This window comes from Streptomyces sp. NPDC025793, from assembly GCF_055558375.1.
This window is the reverse complement of the sequence record NZ_JBVHMR010000065.1, coordinates 1-17,797: the sequence shown is the minus strand read 5'-3', so window position 1 is coordinate 17,797 and position 17,797 is coordinate 1. Positions and strand designations below refer to the sequence as shown.

6 protein-coding genes are annotated in these 17,797 nt (G+C 73.4%); all 6 read left to right on the top strand.

Annotated features, from left to right (window positions below):
• Window positions 1-191: 191 nt before the first annotated feature.
• The gene (locus tag ACZ4MF_RS45055) at window positions 192-1,997 is read left to right on the top strand and encodes an acyl-CoA dehydrogenase family protein (RefSeq protein WP_467499718.1); all 1,806 of its coding nucleotides are present in this window, start codon (window positions 192-194) and stop codon (window positions 1,995-1,997) included.
• Entirely contained in the window at window positions 1,994-11,446 is a 9,453-nt protein-coding gene (locus tag ACZ4MF_RS45050; RefSeq protein ID WP_467499716.1) for an amino acid adenylation domain-containing protein, read from the top strand. The genes ACZ4MF_RS45055 and ACZ4MF_RS45050 overlap by 4 nt, the downstream gene beginning before the upstream one ends.
• Before the next feature lie 2 nt (window positions 11,447-11,448).
• A complete protein-coding gene (locus tag ACZ4MF_RS45045) occupies window positions 11,449-12,765 on the top strand; it encodes an MFS transporter (protein ID WP_467499714.1) in 1,317 nt (438 codons plus the stop codon).
• Window positions 12,762-15,812, top strand: a complete 3,051-nt coding sequence (locus tag ACZ4MF_RS45040; RefSeq protein ID WP_467499712.1) for a type I polyketide synthase — start codon at window positions 12,762-12,764, stop codon at window positions 15,810-15,812. Before ACZ4MF_RS45045 ends, ACZ4MF_RS45040 begins: the two co-directional genes overlap by 4 nt.
• Entirely contained in the window at window positions 15,809-16,564 is a 756-nt protein-coding gene (locus tag ACZ4MF_RS45035; protein WP_467499710.1) for a thioesterase II family protein, read from the top strand. Before ACZ4MF_RS45040 ends, ACZ4MF_RS45035 begins: the two co-directional genes overlap by 4 nt.
• 404 nt (window positions 16,565-16,968) lie before the next feature.
• Window positions 16,969-17,797: cation:proton antiporter (locus ACZ4MF_RS45030; RefSeq protein ID WP_467499708.1), on the top strand; the 829-nt coding region annotated here is incomplete at its 3' end.

Here is a 17,797-nt window from a genome sequence, read left to right as displayed (position 1 = left end):
ATAGCCGGCGGGCGACCGAAGTGCCCACGCCGGCCCCCTTCCTGCCGGAAGTCCCTCCTGCCCGAACCGCTCTTCCCCGAACCCTTCATTCCCCTCCACCTCCCACCGCCACGCTCGCCCACCCCTGCTCACACACAGGGTGACTTGGCATGCCCCAATCACGGGCATCGACCTCGATGTGAGGACCTCCTTTGGCAAGTTCACCGTCAAGGACAACACGGAACGCGACCAGCGACCCGGACCGTGTCAGCTTCCTGGAGGAGCTGTACCAGGGACGATTCCGCTGGGACCTCATCCGGGACTTCCCGGTGCAGGACCCGGCCGACGCGCGGACCGGTGACCGGATGACCGAGGAACTGGACGCCCTGCTGCGCGAGCGCATCGACGCCGACGACGTGGACGCGCTCGCCGCTCTGCCCGACGGCCTGCTCGACGAACTGGGCGGTCACGGCTATTTCGCCCTCCAGGCGGACACGTCCCTGGGCGGACACGCACTCTCGCACTACAACACCTTCCGCATGGTGTCGGCGGCCGCGGCGCACTGCACCCCGGTGGCGCTCTCCCTCGCCATCGAGAACGCGCTCGGCGCCGGGGCCTTCCTGTCCGTCGTCCCGGACGGGCCGCTGCGCGAGCTGCTCGGCGACGTGGTGCGCCGCGGCGCCCGGTCCGCCAGTGCCGACAGCGAGCCCCAGGGCGCGGCGAACCAGCGCCGCTTCACCACAGCGACCCGCATCGAAGGCACCGACGACTACCTTCTCAACGGGCGCAAGGTCTTCGTCGGACACGCACCCGTCGCCGAGCTGGTCAGCGTCTCGGCCACCGTCCACGAGGACGGGGCCGACCGGGTGCGGATGTTCTTCGTCCGCACCGACAGCCCCGGAGTGACCAGCGGAGACTGGCACACCTACATGGGCATCAAGGGATTCCCCAACGGCTGGCTGGAGTTCCGGGACGTACGGGTCACCGGCGGGCACATGCTGGTCGAGCGTGACGCCGGGCATGTCGTCCGGACGACGCCCGCGACCGCACGCCTGGTCGGCCGGGGCCGGATGCACCTGATCGCGGCGCCCGCGCTGGCCGTCGCCCGGCTGTCGGTGGGATGGATGCGGGACTTCGCGGCCCGCCGCGTGATCGACGGACGCCCGCTGTCGGAGTACGACGAGGTGCGGCGCCGGCTGGCCGACAGCCTGGCCGAGACGTTCGCGATCGAGACCATGGCCCAGTGGTGCCTGCTCCCGGACGACCAGGACAGAAACCTCAACCTGCGGTTCGAGCAGAACGCCGTCAAGAACGCGGCCTCACTGCTGGCCTGGGACATCGCCGAGCGCGCCATGTCCCTGCTGGCGGCCGAGGGCTACGAGACGGCGGCGAGCAAGCGACTGCGCGGCGCTCCGCCCGTGCCCGTCGAGCGGTACCTGCGCGATCTGCGCAATCTCCGGATCTCCGGCGGTGTCGACTTCCAGATCGACAACTGGATCGGACGGCTGTCGATCCTGTCGTACTACTACCCGGAACCGGAACACGCCGAGGAGCTCCTACGGGACGGCGCGGTGCCCCTCGACACCACGGACACGGTCCTCACGCCCCGCAATCTGGACCACCTGCACTGGGCGGCCGACCGGACCCGGGACTTCGGGCGCACCTGCCTCGAACTGGCGCGGCGCCACCCCGACCGGGAGGAAGTCGCCGCCCAGGAAAGGACGTTGATCCTCCTGGCCGGCACCGCCAGGGAACTGCTCGGCATGTCACTGACCCTGTCCCGCGCCTCCACCCTGTCGGCGTCCGGAGACGACGGCGCCCAGCCGCTGGCCGACATCTTCTGCACCGCGGCCAGGCAGCGGATCGGCGATCTGCACCGCCGGCTCCAGTCCCCGCCCGCCCCCGACGTCACCGCGGTCACCACCGCCTGGATGTCCGGAGCCGGATTCGGCTTCCTCACCCCCGACGGCACACCCCGCCCGTCGCACGCTGACCGCACCGAAGAGAGCGCCCTATGAACACCCCCGCGCAGTGCGTCCCGCTGTCCGTCGGCCAGGAGGCGATGTGGGTCGCCTGGAAGCTGGACCCCGGGCAGTGGAGCCACATCATCCCCACCCCCTTCCGGGTGCGCGGCACCCTGGACCTCGAACGGCTGCGCCTGGCGGTCGCCGAGGTCGGCGGGGCCTTCCCGCAGCTGCGGGCCCGGGTGTGCATCGGGCCGGAGGGATCCGTCCTCGACTGGTCGGACGCACCCGAGATCCCCGTCCGCCGCAGCCGCACCGAACTCGGCCAGGACGCCGCGATCCGCCAGGCCTGGCAGACCCCGTTCGACCTGCGCACCGGACCGCTCGCGCGCGTCGACCTCATCGACGGCCCGGACTACACGGTCCTGCTGATCGCCGTGCACCACCTGGTGTACGACGGCGCCTCCATCCTGCTGCTCCTGGACGCCCTGCGCACCGCCTATCAGGGCGACCCGCTGCCCCGCGAGGACCACGCCCCGGCGCTCACCGCGTTCGCCGCGCACTCGCGCGAACTGGCCGACGGCCCGTCCGGCGAGGCCCACCGCCTCCACTGGAAGGAAGAACTGGGCGACTTCGGCGGCGACTTCGCGCTGCCGGCCGGCTCGGAGGAGCCGCGGTACACCGTCATCAGCGAGAAGCTGCCGGCCGACCTGGCCGCCGCCCTGCGCACACGCGCCACCCAGGAAGGCATGTCCTTCGCCACCGTGCTCATGGGCGCCTACTTCGCGCTGCTGAGGCGGCACAGCGGCGCGTCGGACGTGCTGTCGTTCCTGCCGTACCACGGCCGCTGCCTGCCCGAACTGACCGGGCGGTTGGGCTACTTCGTCAACGCGCTGCCCCTGCGGGTACCGGTGCGCGACGACGACACCTACACCGACCTGCTCGGCCGCGTCCGCGCGCGGGTCAAGGAGAGCCTGGCGCACGGCGATCTGCCGCTGCCCGCCATCATGCGGTCCGCGGGACTCACCGGCCCCGACGCCCAACGGCGCACCCATCAGACGGTGTTCCAGTACTGGCATGCCGGACTGCGCGACGGCGTCGACGTCCACGACGTGCGGCTGCGTCACGGCGGCGCAGAGGCACGGCTGAGCCTGCTGGACATGGAGAGCACCGCCGGCTTCCGCCTCGCGCTCATGGTCCGCGAGGACAGCTGCGGCACGCACCTGCTGTGGAAGGACCCGGCGGGCTCGCTGGGCGCCTCGGTGGTCCGCGCCATGGCCGACGACTATCTGGCCGTGCTGCGCGCGATGGCGGACGACCCGCGGGCCGGCATCGGTGGCGTGGCGGCAGCGGTGGCCGCCGACGCGAGAGGCACCGCACACGACGGAACCGCACACGACGGCGGCGACAGCGACCACTCGCCGGCTGCCACCGGCGTCGAGGACGACGCCCGTCTGACGGTGATGGCCGAGGTCTGGCAGTCCGTGCTCGGCACCGGCGCCGTCGCGCCCGGCGACTCGTTCTTCGAGCTGGGCGGCCACTCCCTGCTCGCCGAGATGCTCGTCGGCGCGGTGCGCGAACGGTTCCCGGCCGCCACCGCGACCATCCGGCTGCTCTTCGACCACCCGCGGCTGGCGGAGTTCACCGCCCACGCGCTGCCCTCACCGGCTCCCGCCGACACCCGCCGTTCGGCCGAGGACCCGTCCGACCGGCCCACTGCGGCCGTCACGGCCACGCCGGCCGCCGGGGAAGCCACCGCAGGCCCGGAGACCTCCGCCGCCGGGCATCCGGTCCAGGGCGTCGGAGACGTCTTCCCTGCCTCCAGCTTCCAGCGCCGTGTCTGGCTGGCCCAGCGCGTGGGCGGTGACCAGGCCGCCTACAACGTGCCGCTCGCCTGGCGTGTGGAACACCCGCTGGACGCCGACGGCGTCGGCCGGGCCCTGGCCGCGACGATCGAGCGCCACGAGATCCTGCGCACCGCCTTCCACGAGGTCGACGGCGATCTCATGCAGACCGTGCGCGCTCCGTGGGCTCCCCGTGTCGAACGGGTCGACCTCGGTGACCGGCCGGACCCCGAGGCCGCGCTGCAGGACTGGATCCGCACCGCGGCCCACGAGCCCTTCGACCTGGCCTCCGGACGGCTGCTGACCGCCGCGCTGATCGAACTCGGGCCGGCCGGCCAAGTGCTCTTCGTGTGCCTGCACCACCTGCTGTGGGACGGCGAGTGCGAGGACATCCTGCTCAGGGAGCTGGACACCCACTACATCGAGGCGAGCGACCCCGAGGCACCCCGCACCGACGGTGACACCCCGGCCGCGGCCGCCGGGGACGTACACCCGACGTCCGCCCACCAGGAACGCATGTGGTTCGTGGACCGCTTCGAGAACGGCCACCTCTACCCGGGCGCGCCCACCTATCACAACCTCCCGCTCTTCCTGCGGCTGGAGACGCTGCCGGACCGCGCGGAACTGGCGGACCGGGTCGCGGCCGTCGTACGCGCCCATGAGGCACTGCGTACGGAACTGGTCGAGCTGGACGGCCGGGTCGTGCAGCGGGTGCGGCCCGACGCGACCGTCGTGCCCGAGTGGCTGCGGGCCGCGCCCGGTGACGGAGCCGGGGTCGCGGTCGGCGTCGACGTCCCGGACGTCCTGACGGAGTGGGCACGCACGCCGTTCGACCTGTCCGCGGGTCCGCTCCTGCGGATCGCGGTCCGGCCCGACGAGGGTTCCTCCGGGGGCTGGATCGCCCTGTGCGGGCACCAGGCCGTGATCGACCGGGTGTCCCTGGAGACGGTGGCCGGGCAGATCCTGGCCGGGCCGGACGCGCGGGCCCCGCGGCCGACCGGCTACCAGGCGTGGCGCGACACCGACGACGAGGACACCCGCCGCGCACATCTCGCCGCCCGCGCCGCCGTACTGCAGCCGCCCGCCGACCCGCTGCGCCTGCCGGAGCGCCGTACCCGTGACGCCGTCCACGTCTACGAGGAGCGGTCGGTGGCGTTCACCGTGCCCGCCGACGTCGCGCTGGGACGGGTCGCCGAGCGGCTCGGGGCGCAGGTGGCGGACATCGCCCTCGCCGCCTTCGCGGCCGTGCTCCAGTGGTACTCCGGCCAGGAGGACATGGTGCTCGGCCTGTCCCACGCCGGGCGGCGGGAGCAGGACCGGCATGTCGTCGGACCGCTGAGCAACCTCCTGCCGGTGCGCCTGCGCCCGCAGGCGGACCTCTCGTTCGCCGGACTCGTCGAACGCACCGCGGCCGAGACGGCCCACGCCCGTGCCCATGACCGGGCTCCGTTCGACGAGCTGGTCCGACTGGTCGACCCGTCGAAGGACATGAGCCGTACGGCACTCTTCGACGTCCTGTACAGCTACCTCCCCGCCGCGGCGGCGCTGCCCGCCCCGGACGGCACCGAGGCACGCCTGGTGGACGCCGCCGGCGGACGCGGCAAGTACGACCTGCACCTGTGCCTGCGGCCGGACGGCGACCACGGCCACCGCGCCCATCTCGTGTACAACGGCCGCTACTTCGACCACGACCAGATCACCGCGATGGCCGCCCACTACGTCACGGCACTGCGCCTGCTGACCGAGCGGCCCGACTCCGGCGTGGCCGAGATCGACCTCCTGTCCGAGGCGGAGCGCCACACCCAGCTGCGGGTGTGGAACGCCACCGAGGCCCACTACGACGAGACCCCCGCCCACGACCTCATCCGGCGCCGCGCCGAGGCCAGGCCCGCGGACGTGGCACTGACCGACGGCGCGCACTCGGTCGCCTACGGCGCCCTGCTCGCCGACGCACAGGCGGTCGCCCGCGGCCTGTTCGCCGCGGGCGTACGACAGGGAGAACTGGTCGCCCTGCTGTTCCCGAGGGGCGCCGACCAGGTGCGTGCGATCCTGGGCACCCTGCTGGCCGGGGCCGCCTACCTGCCCATCGACCCCGCCATCCCGGACGAGCGCCGGGAGTTCATCCTCTCGGACTCGGGCGTGCGACTCGCGCTCGCCCCGTCGCACGCGGCGGACGGACACGGCTTCGACGGGCAGGTGCTCGCCCTTGACGAGCTGTTCGATCCGGCGCACCGGGACGACGACGGGACACCGCTGCCGTCGGTCCCCCTCGACTCGCCCGCCTACTGCATCTACACCTCGGGCACCACCGGCCGGCCCAAGGGGGTCGTCCTCACCCATCGCAACCTGGTGCGCCTGCTCGTCAACGACCGGCTTCCGTTCAACTTCGGACCGCAGGACGTGTGGACGATGTTCCACTCCTACGCCTTCGACTTCTCGGTGTGGGAGCTGTTCGGCGGCCTGGTGCACGGCGGCCGGGTCGTGCTCGTCTCCGAGGACGAGACCCGGGACCCCGGGCTCTTCTTCGACCTGCTCCAGCGCGAACGCGTCACCGTGCTCAACCAGACGCCGAGCGCCTTCCGCAGGCTGCTCGGCCTGCGGCCCTCGGTACCGGGCGGACTCGCCGCGCTGCGCTATGTGATCTTCGGCGGTGAGGCGCTGCGACCGGCGATGCTGACCGAGTGGTCCGAGCGGTTCCCGCACGTGCGGCTGGTCAACATGTACGGCATCACGGAGACCACCGTGCACGCGAGCGTGCGTACCGTCTCCCGTGGCGACATGGAGACGGACACGAGCGTCGTGGGCACGCCGATACCGACCACGCGGCTGTATCTCCTGGACCGGCACACCGGCCGCCGGCTGCTGCCCGTCGGCACGGTCGGTGAGATCTACGTCGGCGGCGACGGTGTCGCGGGCGGCTATCTGGGCCGGCCGGAACTGACCGCCGAGCGCTTCGTACCCTCGCCGTTCGATGACGGCACCCTGTTCCGCAGCGGCGACCTCGCCGCCCAACTGCCCGACGGGAGCCTGCGGTTCATTGGACGCGCCGACTCCCAGGTCCAGCTGCGGGGTTACCGCATCGAGCCGGGCGAGGTGCAGACATGCCTGTGCGAGCACCCGGACGTCTCCGACGCCGTCGTGTTCGCGGAGGACGACCGGCTGATCGCCGTGGTGCAGAGCGGACAGGAGCTGGGCGCGGCGGAGTTGCGCGGCCATCTGGCACGCCGACTGCCCTCGTACATGCTGCCCTCGCTGTTCCACGTGGTGGCGAGCATCCCGCTCACCGTCAACGGCAAGGTCGACGTTGCGTCGCTGCGGGCGCAGACCGCCGCGCTCGCCGCCCCCGCCCGGCGCGAGCCGCGCGCCGGTACCCCGGCCGTGCTGGCGGCCGTGTGGCGCGAGCTGCTCGATGTGCCGACGGTGAGCGAGGACGACTCGTTCTTCGGGCTGGGCGGGCACTCCATGCTCGCGGTGCGTCTCATCGGCGAGATCGCCGAGCGGTTCGGCGCGGACCTGCCGATCAAGACGCTGTTCGAGACGCCGCGCCTGGGAGACCTGGCGGACCTGATCGACCGGGCCTCGGGCCGGTCGTCCGCCGACGCCGCCCCGCCCGCGCCCGGTGCCACGCCCACGGTGGCACCGGAGGCGACGGCCTCGGCGACTGCCGATCCCGGTGACCGCTCGGCGGCACCCGGCGCGGAGCCCGCATCGCCCGCGAGCGCCTTCCAGCGGCGCATGTGGCTGGCGGAACAGACCGGCCAGGGCTCGCCCGCCAACGTCTTCCTCGGCTGGACCGTCGAAGGCCGGCTGGACCCGGCGGTCCTGGAGGACGCGCTCGCCCGCCTCGTCGCCGGGCACGAGATCCTGCGGACCGCGTTCCGCGCACAGGGCGGCACCGTGCGCCAGGTCGTCCAGGCGCCCTGGCGGCCCAGGATCGAGACGTGCGAGCCCACCGGCGCGGAGGGGCCCGAGGAGACGGCCACGCGCTGGCTCGACGGCGCCGCCGGCCGCCAATTCGACCTGGCCTCGGGCCGGCTGCTGCGGGCGGCCGTCGCCGACTGCGGGCCGCGGGGCCAGGCGTTCATGCTGTGCCTGCACCACCTCGTCGTGGACGGCGAGTCCGTGCCCGTCCTGCTGCGCGAGCTCGAACGCTGCTACCGCGACAGCCTCGCGGGGCTGACGTCCGAGCCGCCCGCACTCCAATACCGCGAGCACACCGCCGCCGCCGAGCGCTCTGGAGACCCGCACCGCGCCGCCGACCTCGACTTCTGGGCGGACCGGCTGGCCGGCTGGCCGACCAGGCTGGACCTGCCCGTGCCGGTGCGGACAGAGGCCGACGGAGCAGTCCGCCTCGCACTCCCCGAAGGGCTGCTGGGCCGACTGCGGCCGGTGATGGACGAGCACGGAGCGACCTGGTTCATGCTCATGGCGGCGGCGCTCGCCACGGGCCTGCACCGATGGAGCGGCCTGCCGAGGGTGACCTTCGGCGTTCCCGCGAGCACCCGTGACCGCGGCTCCGCCGACCTGCTCGGCCCCTGCCTCAACCACGTCGTCCTGCGCTCCTCGACAGCGGGCGACGCCACCGCTCGCGAGACGCTGCGCGCGATGCGCACAGAAGTGCTGGACGCCTTCGAGCACGCCCGCACGCCCTTCGACGACGTACTGGCCCGCCTGCGCCCCGAACCGGCCGCGGACCGGCCGCCGTACGGCGACGTCGTGCTCAACATGAACCTGCGCGACGACCGGCGCGCCGTGCTGGGCGGCGCCGTACTGCGCCCGGTGTTCGCCGAGTCACTGTGGTCCCACGAGGCCAAGTTCGGCATCACACTGACCGTGGCCGAACAGGACGGCGAACTGGACGCCGTGCTCTCCCACCGGGGCGACCGCGTGTCCGCCGCCGACGCGGCCCGCCTCGCGGACTCCGTCGCCGCGTTCCTCGTGGAACTCGCAGACGGCCGACGGCCCGCCCAGTACCGGGACTTCGTCCACGCCCAGGAGACGGCCCGCGCCGGCGCCCGGCACGAGACGGATCTCGCGTACTGGAGCGCACACCTCGACGGGGCACCCGCGTACGTGGAGCTGCCCGCGCCCGAGGAACCCGCACCGCACGGGGTGGTGGACATACCGATGCCCGCGGGTGTGGGCGAGCGGCTGCGCGCCCTCCACGAGCGGCACGGCATCTCCCCGTTCATGGCGGCGGCGACGGCACTGGGCATCCTGCTGCACCACCGCACCGGTACGGACGACGTGGTGATCAGCAGCCCGATGACCAACCGCGGTTCGGGCGGCCTCGCGGACGTCTTCGGGCCGTGCCTGAACACCGTGGCGCTGCGCTCCCGGCTGCGGCAGGACGCGACCGTGCGCGAGGCGCTGGAAGCGATGCGGGAAACGACGCTGGACGCCTTCGCGCACCGCGAGGTGGCCTTCGAGGACGTCGTCGACCGGATCAACCCGCCCCGCAGGCCCGGCCGTACCCCTTACTGCGACGTCTCGCTGGCGTTCAGCACGGCCGTGGTGCGCCCGCCGACGCTCGGCGGACGCGCCCTGCGCGCGGTCGAACTCGACGGCGGCGACGCGGCGTACACCGGAAAGCTCGGGCTGACCGTCGCGCTCGTCCTCGACGGCGGTGAACTGCGCGGCCGCATGGCCTACCACGGCGGCCTCGTCCGGCGCGACGACGTGGCACAGATGGCCGACACCCTGGCCACGCTGCTGTCCCAACTGCCCGAGAACCTGGACGCCCCGGTCACCGGGCTGGAACTGATCCCGCACGAGGAGCTCGACCGGATACGCGCATGGGAGCAGGGCCCGCTGCCGGGGCCCGCGACCACCGTCCCCGAACTGGTGCTGGAGCAGGCGCGCGTGCGGCCCGACGCGACGGCGATCGACAGCAGCCGGGGTGCGCTCGGCTACGCCGGGCTGGTGGCCCGCGCCCGCTCCCTGGCCGGGACGCTGCGCCCGCACCTCCCGGCCCACGAGCCCACGGTCGCGCTGCTCCTGGAGCGCGGCGAGGACTTCGTCGTCGGCATGCTCGCCTCCTGGTTCGCCGGGGCCGCGTTCTGCCCGCTCGACCCGTCCTGGCCGGCCGCCCGGCAGGAGTTCGTCCTCGACGACGTGCGGGCCGACGTGCTGCTGACCCGCGCTGGGATCACGCTGCCGTCGACCGGCCGGGCCACGGTCGTCGACGTCACGGACGTGACACCGGCCGAGGCGGCCGAGGACGGTGCCGAGGCTCTTCCCGCATGGTCTCCGCAGGCCACGGCCTACGTCATCTACACCTCCGGCACCACCGGAACCCCCAAGGGCGTCGTCGTCCGCCACGGCGGCCTCGCCAACCTCGTACGGTCGGTGGGCAACACGCAGGACATCGGCCCCGGGGACCGCTGCACCCACCTGCTGAGCGTCAGCTTCGACTCCTCGCAGATGGAGGTGTGGCAGGCCCTCGCCCATGGCGCCTGCCTGGTCCCGCACGAGGAACCCGTCGCCGCGTCCACGCTCGGTGAGTGGCTGGACCGCAAGGGCGCGACCGTGGCGTTCAGCGCCACCGCGCTGGCCGAGGCCATGTGGAGCACCGGCACCGCCGTCCCGCGCGGGCTGCGCTGGCTCGGCATCGGCGGCGCGGCGCTCTCCCAGCGTCCGCCGGCCGGGCTGCCCTACCGGCTGCTCAACTCCTACGGCCCCACCGAGAACACCGTCGCCGCCTCGGAGCACATCGTCGACGGCTCCGGCACCGCGCCGCTGAACTGCATCGGGCGGCCCATCGCCGGCGTGCGGATGCTCGTCCTCGACGCGGCCGGCCGACGCTGCCCGCTCGGCACCACCGGCGAGATCCACCTGGCCGGTCACAGCCTCGCCGTCGGGTACCTTCGGCGTCCGGAACTGACGGCGGACCGCTTCCGCACGATCGAACTGGACGGCGTGCCGCTGCGGGTCTACCGTACCGGCGACCTCGGCCGCCGGCTGGGCGACGGCACCGTGGAGTACCTGGGCCGGGCGGACCGGCAGCTCAAGCTCCGTGGTTACCGCATCGAGCCGGGCGAGATCGAGCACTTCCTGCTGCGCCGACCCGAAGTGGCCCAGGCCGCCGTGACCGGCGACCCGCAACGCACCCCGGCCCTCGTCGCCTATGTGACCCCGCAGGGTGCGCACCGCCCCGACAGCGCCGAACTGCTGCGCCGCGCACGGGCGGAGCTGCCCGCCTTCATGGTGCCGGACGCCGTCGTCGTACTGCCTGCCCTGCCGCTGACCACCAGCGGCAAGGTCGACCACGCCGCGCTGCCCAGGCCCGAGCGCACCGACCTGGTCGGGGCGGCCGGCCACGTCGCACCGGGCAACGACACCGAACGGCGTGTGGCCGCGCTCTGGTCGGAGGTCCTGGGGCTCGCCGCGGTCTCGGTCCACGACAACTTCTTCGACCTCGGCGGCAACTCCCTGGCCCTGGCCAAGCTGCACAGCAGGGTCGTCGCCGCCTTCGGCCGGGAGCTGCCCGTCACCGCCCTGTTCGAGCACCCGACCGTCGCCGCGCTGGCGAAGGCGCTCGACTCGGCGCGTCGGTCCGGCGAGTCCACCGACGGCATGGCCGAGCCCAGGCGTCCGCAGCGCTCCGGCCGGCAGAACCGGCGCGGCCGACGCCGTCCCGGTACGCAGGGAGGTGCGTGATCATGACGAACGGGACCACACCGGCCTCCCCGGTCACACCCGCGCCCGGCATCCGGCAGCACCGGACCCTGCGCGTGCTCCTCGTCGCCGAGACCATCTCGATGCTCGGCACCCAGCTCAGCGCGGTCGCCATGCCGTGGCTCGTGCTGCAACTCACCGGATCCGCAGGTGACATGGGGCTGGTCATGGCGGCCCAGCTGGCCGCCATCGCGGTGTTCGGCTTCTTCGGAGCCTCCTGGACCGGACGCCTCGGGCCGCGCACCGTCATGCTCGTCGGGGACACCGTCCGCGGCCCGCTGGTGGCCCTGCTGCCGGTGCTGTACTTCCTCGACTGCCTGAACACGGCCACGTTCGTGGGGGTGATGTTCGCGATCGGCGCGTTCTACGCCCCGTACGCCGCGAGCCAGCAGGCCATCCTGCCGGGAGTCGTCGGCGAGGACGAGCAACTGCTCGGCCGGGCCAACGCCGCCCTGCAGAGCGCGACCCGGCTCAGCGTGCTGCTGGGCCCCGTGCTCGGCGGCGTCCTCATCTCCCTGCTCGGCGCGCCCACGGTGCTGATCGTGGACGCGGTGTCCTTCACCTGCTCGGCCGTACTGCTGCGACTGTGCCTGCCGCAGACGCCCACGACCGGGAAGGGCACGGGGCGTCGTTCGCCCGCGGCAGGGTTCCGGCTGCTGATGCGGGACCGGCTGCTGGGCAGCTGGTCGGTGGCGCTGGCGCTCGGGGAGATGGCCTGGCAGGCGCTGTTCGCGCTGCTGCCGGTGATCGCCGTGACGCGGGAGCACGGCTCCTCCGTCGTGGCGGGCGCCCTGCTGACCGCCTTCGGCGGCGGCGCGCTCGCGGGCACCCTGCTGGCCGGACGGCTGCTGCGCCGGGTGCCCGCCAGGACCCTCGCACTGACCGGTCGCGTGGCGCTGGGCGCCGGCTTCCTCGCACTGCCGCTGCCGTTCGGTGTGCCGGGCCTGTTCTGCCTGCTGGTGTGCGTCGGCTTCCTCAACGGCGTGTCCTCCGCGCCGGTCGCCACCGTCCGGGTGCTGCGCATCCCGGAGGAGCACCGCCCCGAGGCACTCACGGTCGCCACCGCGCTGGCCCTGATCGGCGGCACGGCGGGCTGGGTGCTGTCCGGCACGCTCGCCCAGAAGGCCGGACTGACCCCCGCCTTCTGGGGGCTGGCCGCCCTGCAGCTCACGGCCGCCGCCCTGTTCGTCTTCGGCGCCCTGGGCACCGCGTCCCTGCCCACCGCATCCCCGCCCACCACGCCCTCGACCGATGACCCCGCCGAGGTCACCTGCACCGACCCCGCGAAGGACTCCCGATGACGTACGACCAGCAAGAAGACCGGGAAGACCGGGAAGACCAGGAAGACCAGGAACACCTCGTCGCCGTGGTGGGCATGGCGGGCCGGTTCCCCGGTGCCCCGGACGTGGAGCGCTTCTGGGAGAACCTGTGCGCCGCCCGGGAGACGATCTCCGTCCTGCCCGACCGCGCGGATCCGGCACACCCCGACTACGTACCGGCCTACGGCGTGCTCGACGGGGTGGGCGAGTTCGACGCCGCCTATTTCGGGCTGTCGGCGCACGACGCGCTCATCACCGACCCGCAGCAGCGGCTGCTCCTGGAGTGCGCCCATGAAGCACTCGAACGGGCCGGGCACGGCGGCGAGGACCGGCCGGTGACCGGCGTCTTCGTCGGAGCCGGGAACAACGGGTACGCCGAGGCGGTCCGCGCCCGCATCGACGAGCTGCCGTTCCTCGACGAATGGCGGCTGCGGCAGGCCACCGCGCCCGACTTCGTCAGCACCCGCATCGCCTACCACCTGGACCTGACCGGGCCGGCCCTGACCGTGCAGACGGCCTGCTCGACCTCCCTGGTGGCGGTGCACCTGGCGGTGCAGGCGCTGCTGAACGGCGAATGCGACCTCGCGCTCGCCGGTGGCGCGAGCGTCGTGCCGTACCTGCCCCGCATGCGCTACACGCCGGGCGGCATCGTCGCGGCCGACGGCCACTGCCGCGCGTTCGACGCCGACAGCGACGGCACGGTCGGTGCCAGCGCGGTGGGCGTGGTCGTCCTGCGGCCGCTGTCGGACGCGCTGGCGGACGGCGACCACGTGCACGCGGTGATCCGGGGTTCCGCGGTGAACAACGACGGCCGGCACAAAGCGGGCTTCACCGCGCCGAGCGTGGTGGGCCAGGCCGAGGTGATCCGTCTCGCCCACGAGGCCGCCGGCGTCGATCCGGACGAGGTGGGCTATGTGGAGGCGCACGGCACGGGCACCGCGCTCGGCGACCCGATCGAAGTGGCCGCGCTCAGCCGGGCCTTCGGGCCCGGAACCGGCCGTGGTGGCGGCCCCTGCCTGCTCGGTTCGGTGAAGACGAACATCGGTCATGCCGACTCCGCGGCGGGCGTGGTGGGCTTCATCAAGGCGGTCCTCAGCGTGGAGCACGGCGTCGTCCCGGCCACGCTGCACTACCGAAAGCCGAACCCGGCCATCGACTTCGCCTCGTCCGCCTTCGAGGTGAGCGGCAGCACGCGCGCGTGGCCGACGGACGGCCCGCGGATCGCCGGAGTCAACGCGCTCGGTGTCGGCGGCACCAACGCCCACGTGGTGCTGGAACAGGCGCCACCGCCCGCGGCCTCCACACCCGTCCACCGCAGGCAACTGCTGCTGGTCTCCGGCCGGACCCCGCAGGCCGCCGACACCGCGGCGAGCCGCCTGGCCGACCACCTGGAAGCGCACCCGACGACGCATCTGGCCGACGCGGCATGGACCCTGCAGTCCGGCCGCGCCCACCACGCCCACCGCAGGTTCGTGGTCGCGGGCGACACGCGGGAAGCGGTGTCCGCCCTGCGCGGCCGGGCGGCGTCGACGGGCGGCGGCGCGCCGTCCGACGTCGAGCAGGTGTTCCTGTTCCCCGGCCAGGGCGGTCAACACGTCGGCATGACAGCCGAGTTGTACGACACCGAGCCCGAGTTCCGGCGACACCTGGACGAGGTGGCCGAGGCGGTCACGGGTCCGCTCGGACTGGACCTGCGGGAGGTCCTCTATCCCGGCACGCAGGCGGAGCGGCCGACCGCCGCCGAGCGGCTGGCGACCATCGGCGTCGGCCAGCCGGCGGTGTTCGCGGTGCAGTACGCCACCGCACGGCTGCTGATGTCGTGGGGTCCGCGGCCGAGCGCCGTCACCGGGCACAGTCTCGGCGCGTACGCCGCGGCCTGCGTCGCCGAGGTGTTCTCACCGGCCGACGCGGCCCGGCTGGTCGCCGAACGCGGCCGGCTCCTCGCCACCGTGCCCGCGGGCGCGATGGCGGCCGTACGCCTGCCCGAGGCCGAGGTCCAGCCGATGCTCCCGGCCGACGTCACGATCGGCGCGGTGAACGGCCCGGGCCAGTGCACCGTCACCGGCCCGGCCGCGTCCATCGCCCGCTTCGCGGAGGAACTGACCGGCCGGGGGATCGAGGCTCGGGTCCTGCGGATCGCCACGGCGGGCCACTCGCCGCTCGTCGAGCCGATCGCGGACCGCTTCGCCGAGGCGGTCGAGGCACTGCCCCGCGAGCGGCCGACCCTGCCGGTGCTCTCGGACACCACCGGCTCCTGGGCGGATCCCGAGGAGATCCGCACCGCCGCCCACTGGGTACGGCACCTGCGTCGGCCCGTACGGTTCGGCGAGGTGCTGGACACCCTCTTCGGCACCCCGGACCGCGTCCTCGTCGACGTCGGCCCGGGCCGCACCCTGGCCACGCTGGCCCGTCAGCACGAGCGCTACGACAGCAAGCAGGCCGTCGTCCACCTCGCCCCGCACCCGGCGGAAGAGACGTCGCAGACGGCGACGCTCCTGTCCGGCGTGGGGGAGTTGTGGGTCCGCGGCGCCCGGTTGGACTTCCCCGCTCTGCACGGCGCCCAGCCACGCCGCCGGGTGCCGCTGCCGACCTATCCGTTCGAGCGCCGGAACCACCTGGTGCCGGCACCGCCCGAGCCCGGTACGCCCGCGGGGCCGTCCGCACCCCATGGCCGTCCGGTGCCGCCGCCCGCACCCGCCGCGCCGCAGGTGGCCGAGCCACCGCGGACGGAGACCGGGGCGGCGACAGCGGCAAGCCGGCCGGCGGGGCACCCGAGCGTGCTGGACGCCGTACTCGGCGCCTTCACACAGGCGCTCGGCCATCCCGACATCGACCCGCACGAGGGTCTCTTCGACCTCGGCGGCGACTCACTGACCGCGACGAAGCTCGCCGCCTGGGCCGCCGCCTCGTTCCACGTCACCCTCAACGCCGGGGACGTCCTTCGCTCCCAGACCCCGTCGGCGATCGCCGCGCTGCTCCAGGAGCGCGGTGCGGCATCCGATTCCGCCAAGGAGACTTCCGCCTCATGACCGCCACCTCGCCGCTGGGTACGGCCACCCGCCGCAGCCCCTGGCTGACCGGCCGCCCCCTGGCCCAGCCCCCCGAGCGCCACCTGTACTGCTTCCCCCACTCCGGCGGGTTCCCCGGCGAGTTCGTCCGCTGGGGCCAGCAGTTGCCCGGCACCCAGGTGTACGGCGTCTGCCTCCCGGGACGCGGCGGCCGCGCCGCCGAACCACCGTTGACCGACCTGGGCACGGTGGTGCGGGAGCTGCTCGACGCCACGCAGTTCGTACCGCCCTACGATCTCTTCGGGCACAGTCTCGGCGCGCTGGTCGCCTACGAAGTGACACGGGAACTGGTCGCCCGGGGCCGCCCGCTGCCCGAACGGCTCATCGTGTCGGCGTGCCCCGCACCACACCGACCGCGTCACGCGGCACGGGTGTCCGACAAGACGGACGCCGAGCTGGTCGCGGCCCTCGACGAACGCTACGGCGGCATCCCGCCGCAGATCGCCGCGGACGCCGATCTCATGGCCCTGCTCCTCCCGGTGTTCCGCGCGGACCTCACCCTGCTCGACAACTATCGTCACCAGGCGGGCGAGCCGCTCCCGGTGCCCCTCGACGTGCTCGGCGGGGACACGGACGTCGTCACCGGCGAAGCCCTCACGCAGTGGAAGGAGCACAGCACCAAGTCCGCGACGGTGCGCCGGTTCCCCGGCGGTCACTTCTACTTCCGCGACGATCCGGCACCGCTCCTGAGCGTGCTCGCCCACCGGACCTGACCGCCGGCCGCTTTCGCTCAGGGACGCCACGGCGAGCGGTGGCCGAACGACCTTCGGTCCGGGTGCGGGGCGCGGGACAGCCGTATCAGATGGATCAGTCGTGCTCGATGCGCCGGCTCCGACACGGCCTCGTGCCCGCTGAACCGCGGCTGTTCCCGCCCCGGCGGCGGACGGATGACGTCGTCCGGCGCGGACGGGCCGGCGTCCCCGGGGACGCCGGCCACCGGGAGAAGCGGTGCCTCGAACCACATGTCGTGGACCTCGCGATGCGGATGGTTCGAGTGGGCGAGAGCGAACGGCCTGAGCGGCCCGGCCATCGGCTGCGGCACCGCAGTATGTCGGTTACGTTGATAAAGCACCTGGTCACAGGGGGACCACAAGATGTAACTCACCGGGGACGCTCCATGACCGGCCTGATCGTCGTCCTGCTGCTGGTGGTCCTGGCCACCGCCGTGGCGACAGGTGCCCGGCGCTGGAGCCTGCCCGCCCCCTCGCTCCTCGTGGTCGCGGGCCTGGTCGTGGGACTGATGCCCTGGGTTCCCGAGGTCCGCCTGCCGCCTCACGTGATCAACGTGCTGGTGCTGCCACCGCTGCTCTACGCCTCGGCCGGGGAGATCTCCGTCCGCGACCTGCGTACCGTGTGGCGGCCCGTGACCGGCCTGGTCTTCGGCCTGGTCCTCGTCTCGGCCGTCGCCGTCGGGTACGTGGCTCATGCGATCACCCCGCTCACCGCCGCGACCGCGTTCATCCTCGGCTCCGTCCTGGCCAGCACCGACCCCGTGGCCGTGACCGCGCTCGGTCGGCGCCTGTCTCTCCCACCGCGTGTGCAGGCCATGGTGCAGGCGGAAAGCCTGTTCAACGACGCCACCTCACTGGTCCTGTACAAGGTCGCCGTGGCCACCGCGGTGTCCGGCAGCGCCATCAGCGTGCCCGGGACCGCCCTGCAGTTCCTGATCCTGGCCGGCGGAGGAGCCCTCATCGGGGCGGCGCTCGCCGCAGTGGTGACGCTGATCCGCAGACGGACCGACGACCCCATGCTGGAGACCGTCATCGCATTGGTCACCCCTTACGCCTCCTACGTCATCGCGGAGCAGTCGCACACGTCCGGCGTGACCGCCGTCATCGTGTCCGGGGTCGTCCTCGGCAGCACGCGCCACAAGCTCGGCGACGCCTCGGTCCGCCTCCAGGTCCGCGCCGTCTACGACACCGTGACCTTCCTGCTGGAGAGCGTCG

What these genes read in the sequence shown, in the direction of transcription:
- ACZ4MF_RS45050 (WP_467499716.1), top strand. Translation starts at nt 1,994, where the DNA reads ATGAACACCCCCGCGCAGTGCGTCCCGCTGTCCGTCGGCCAGGAGGCG.
- ACZ4MF_RS45045 (WP_467499714.1), top strand. Translation starts at nt 11,449, where the DNA reads ATGACGAACGGGACCACACCGGCCTCCCCGGTCACACCCGCGCCCGGC.
- ACZ4MF_RS45040 (WP_467499712.1), top strand. Translation starts at nt 12,762, where the DNA reads ATGACGTACGACCAGCAAGAAGACCGGGAAGACCGGGAAGACCAGGAA.
- ACZ4MF_RS45035 (WP_467499710.1), top strand. Translation starts at nt 15,809, where the DNA reads ATGACCGCCACCTCGCCGCTGGGTACGGCCACCCGCCGCAGCCCCTGG.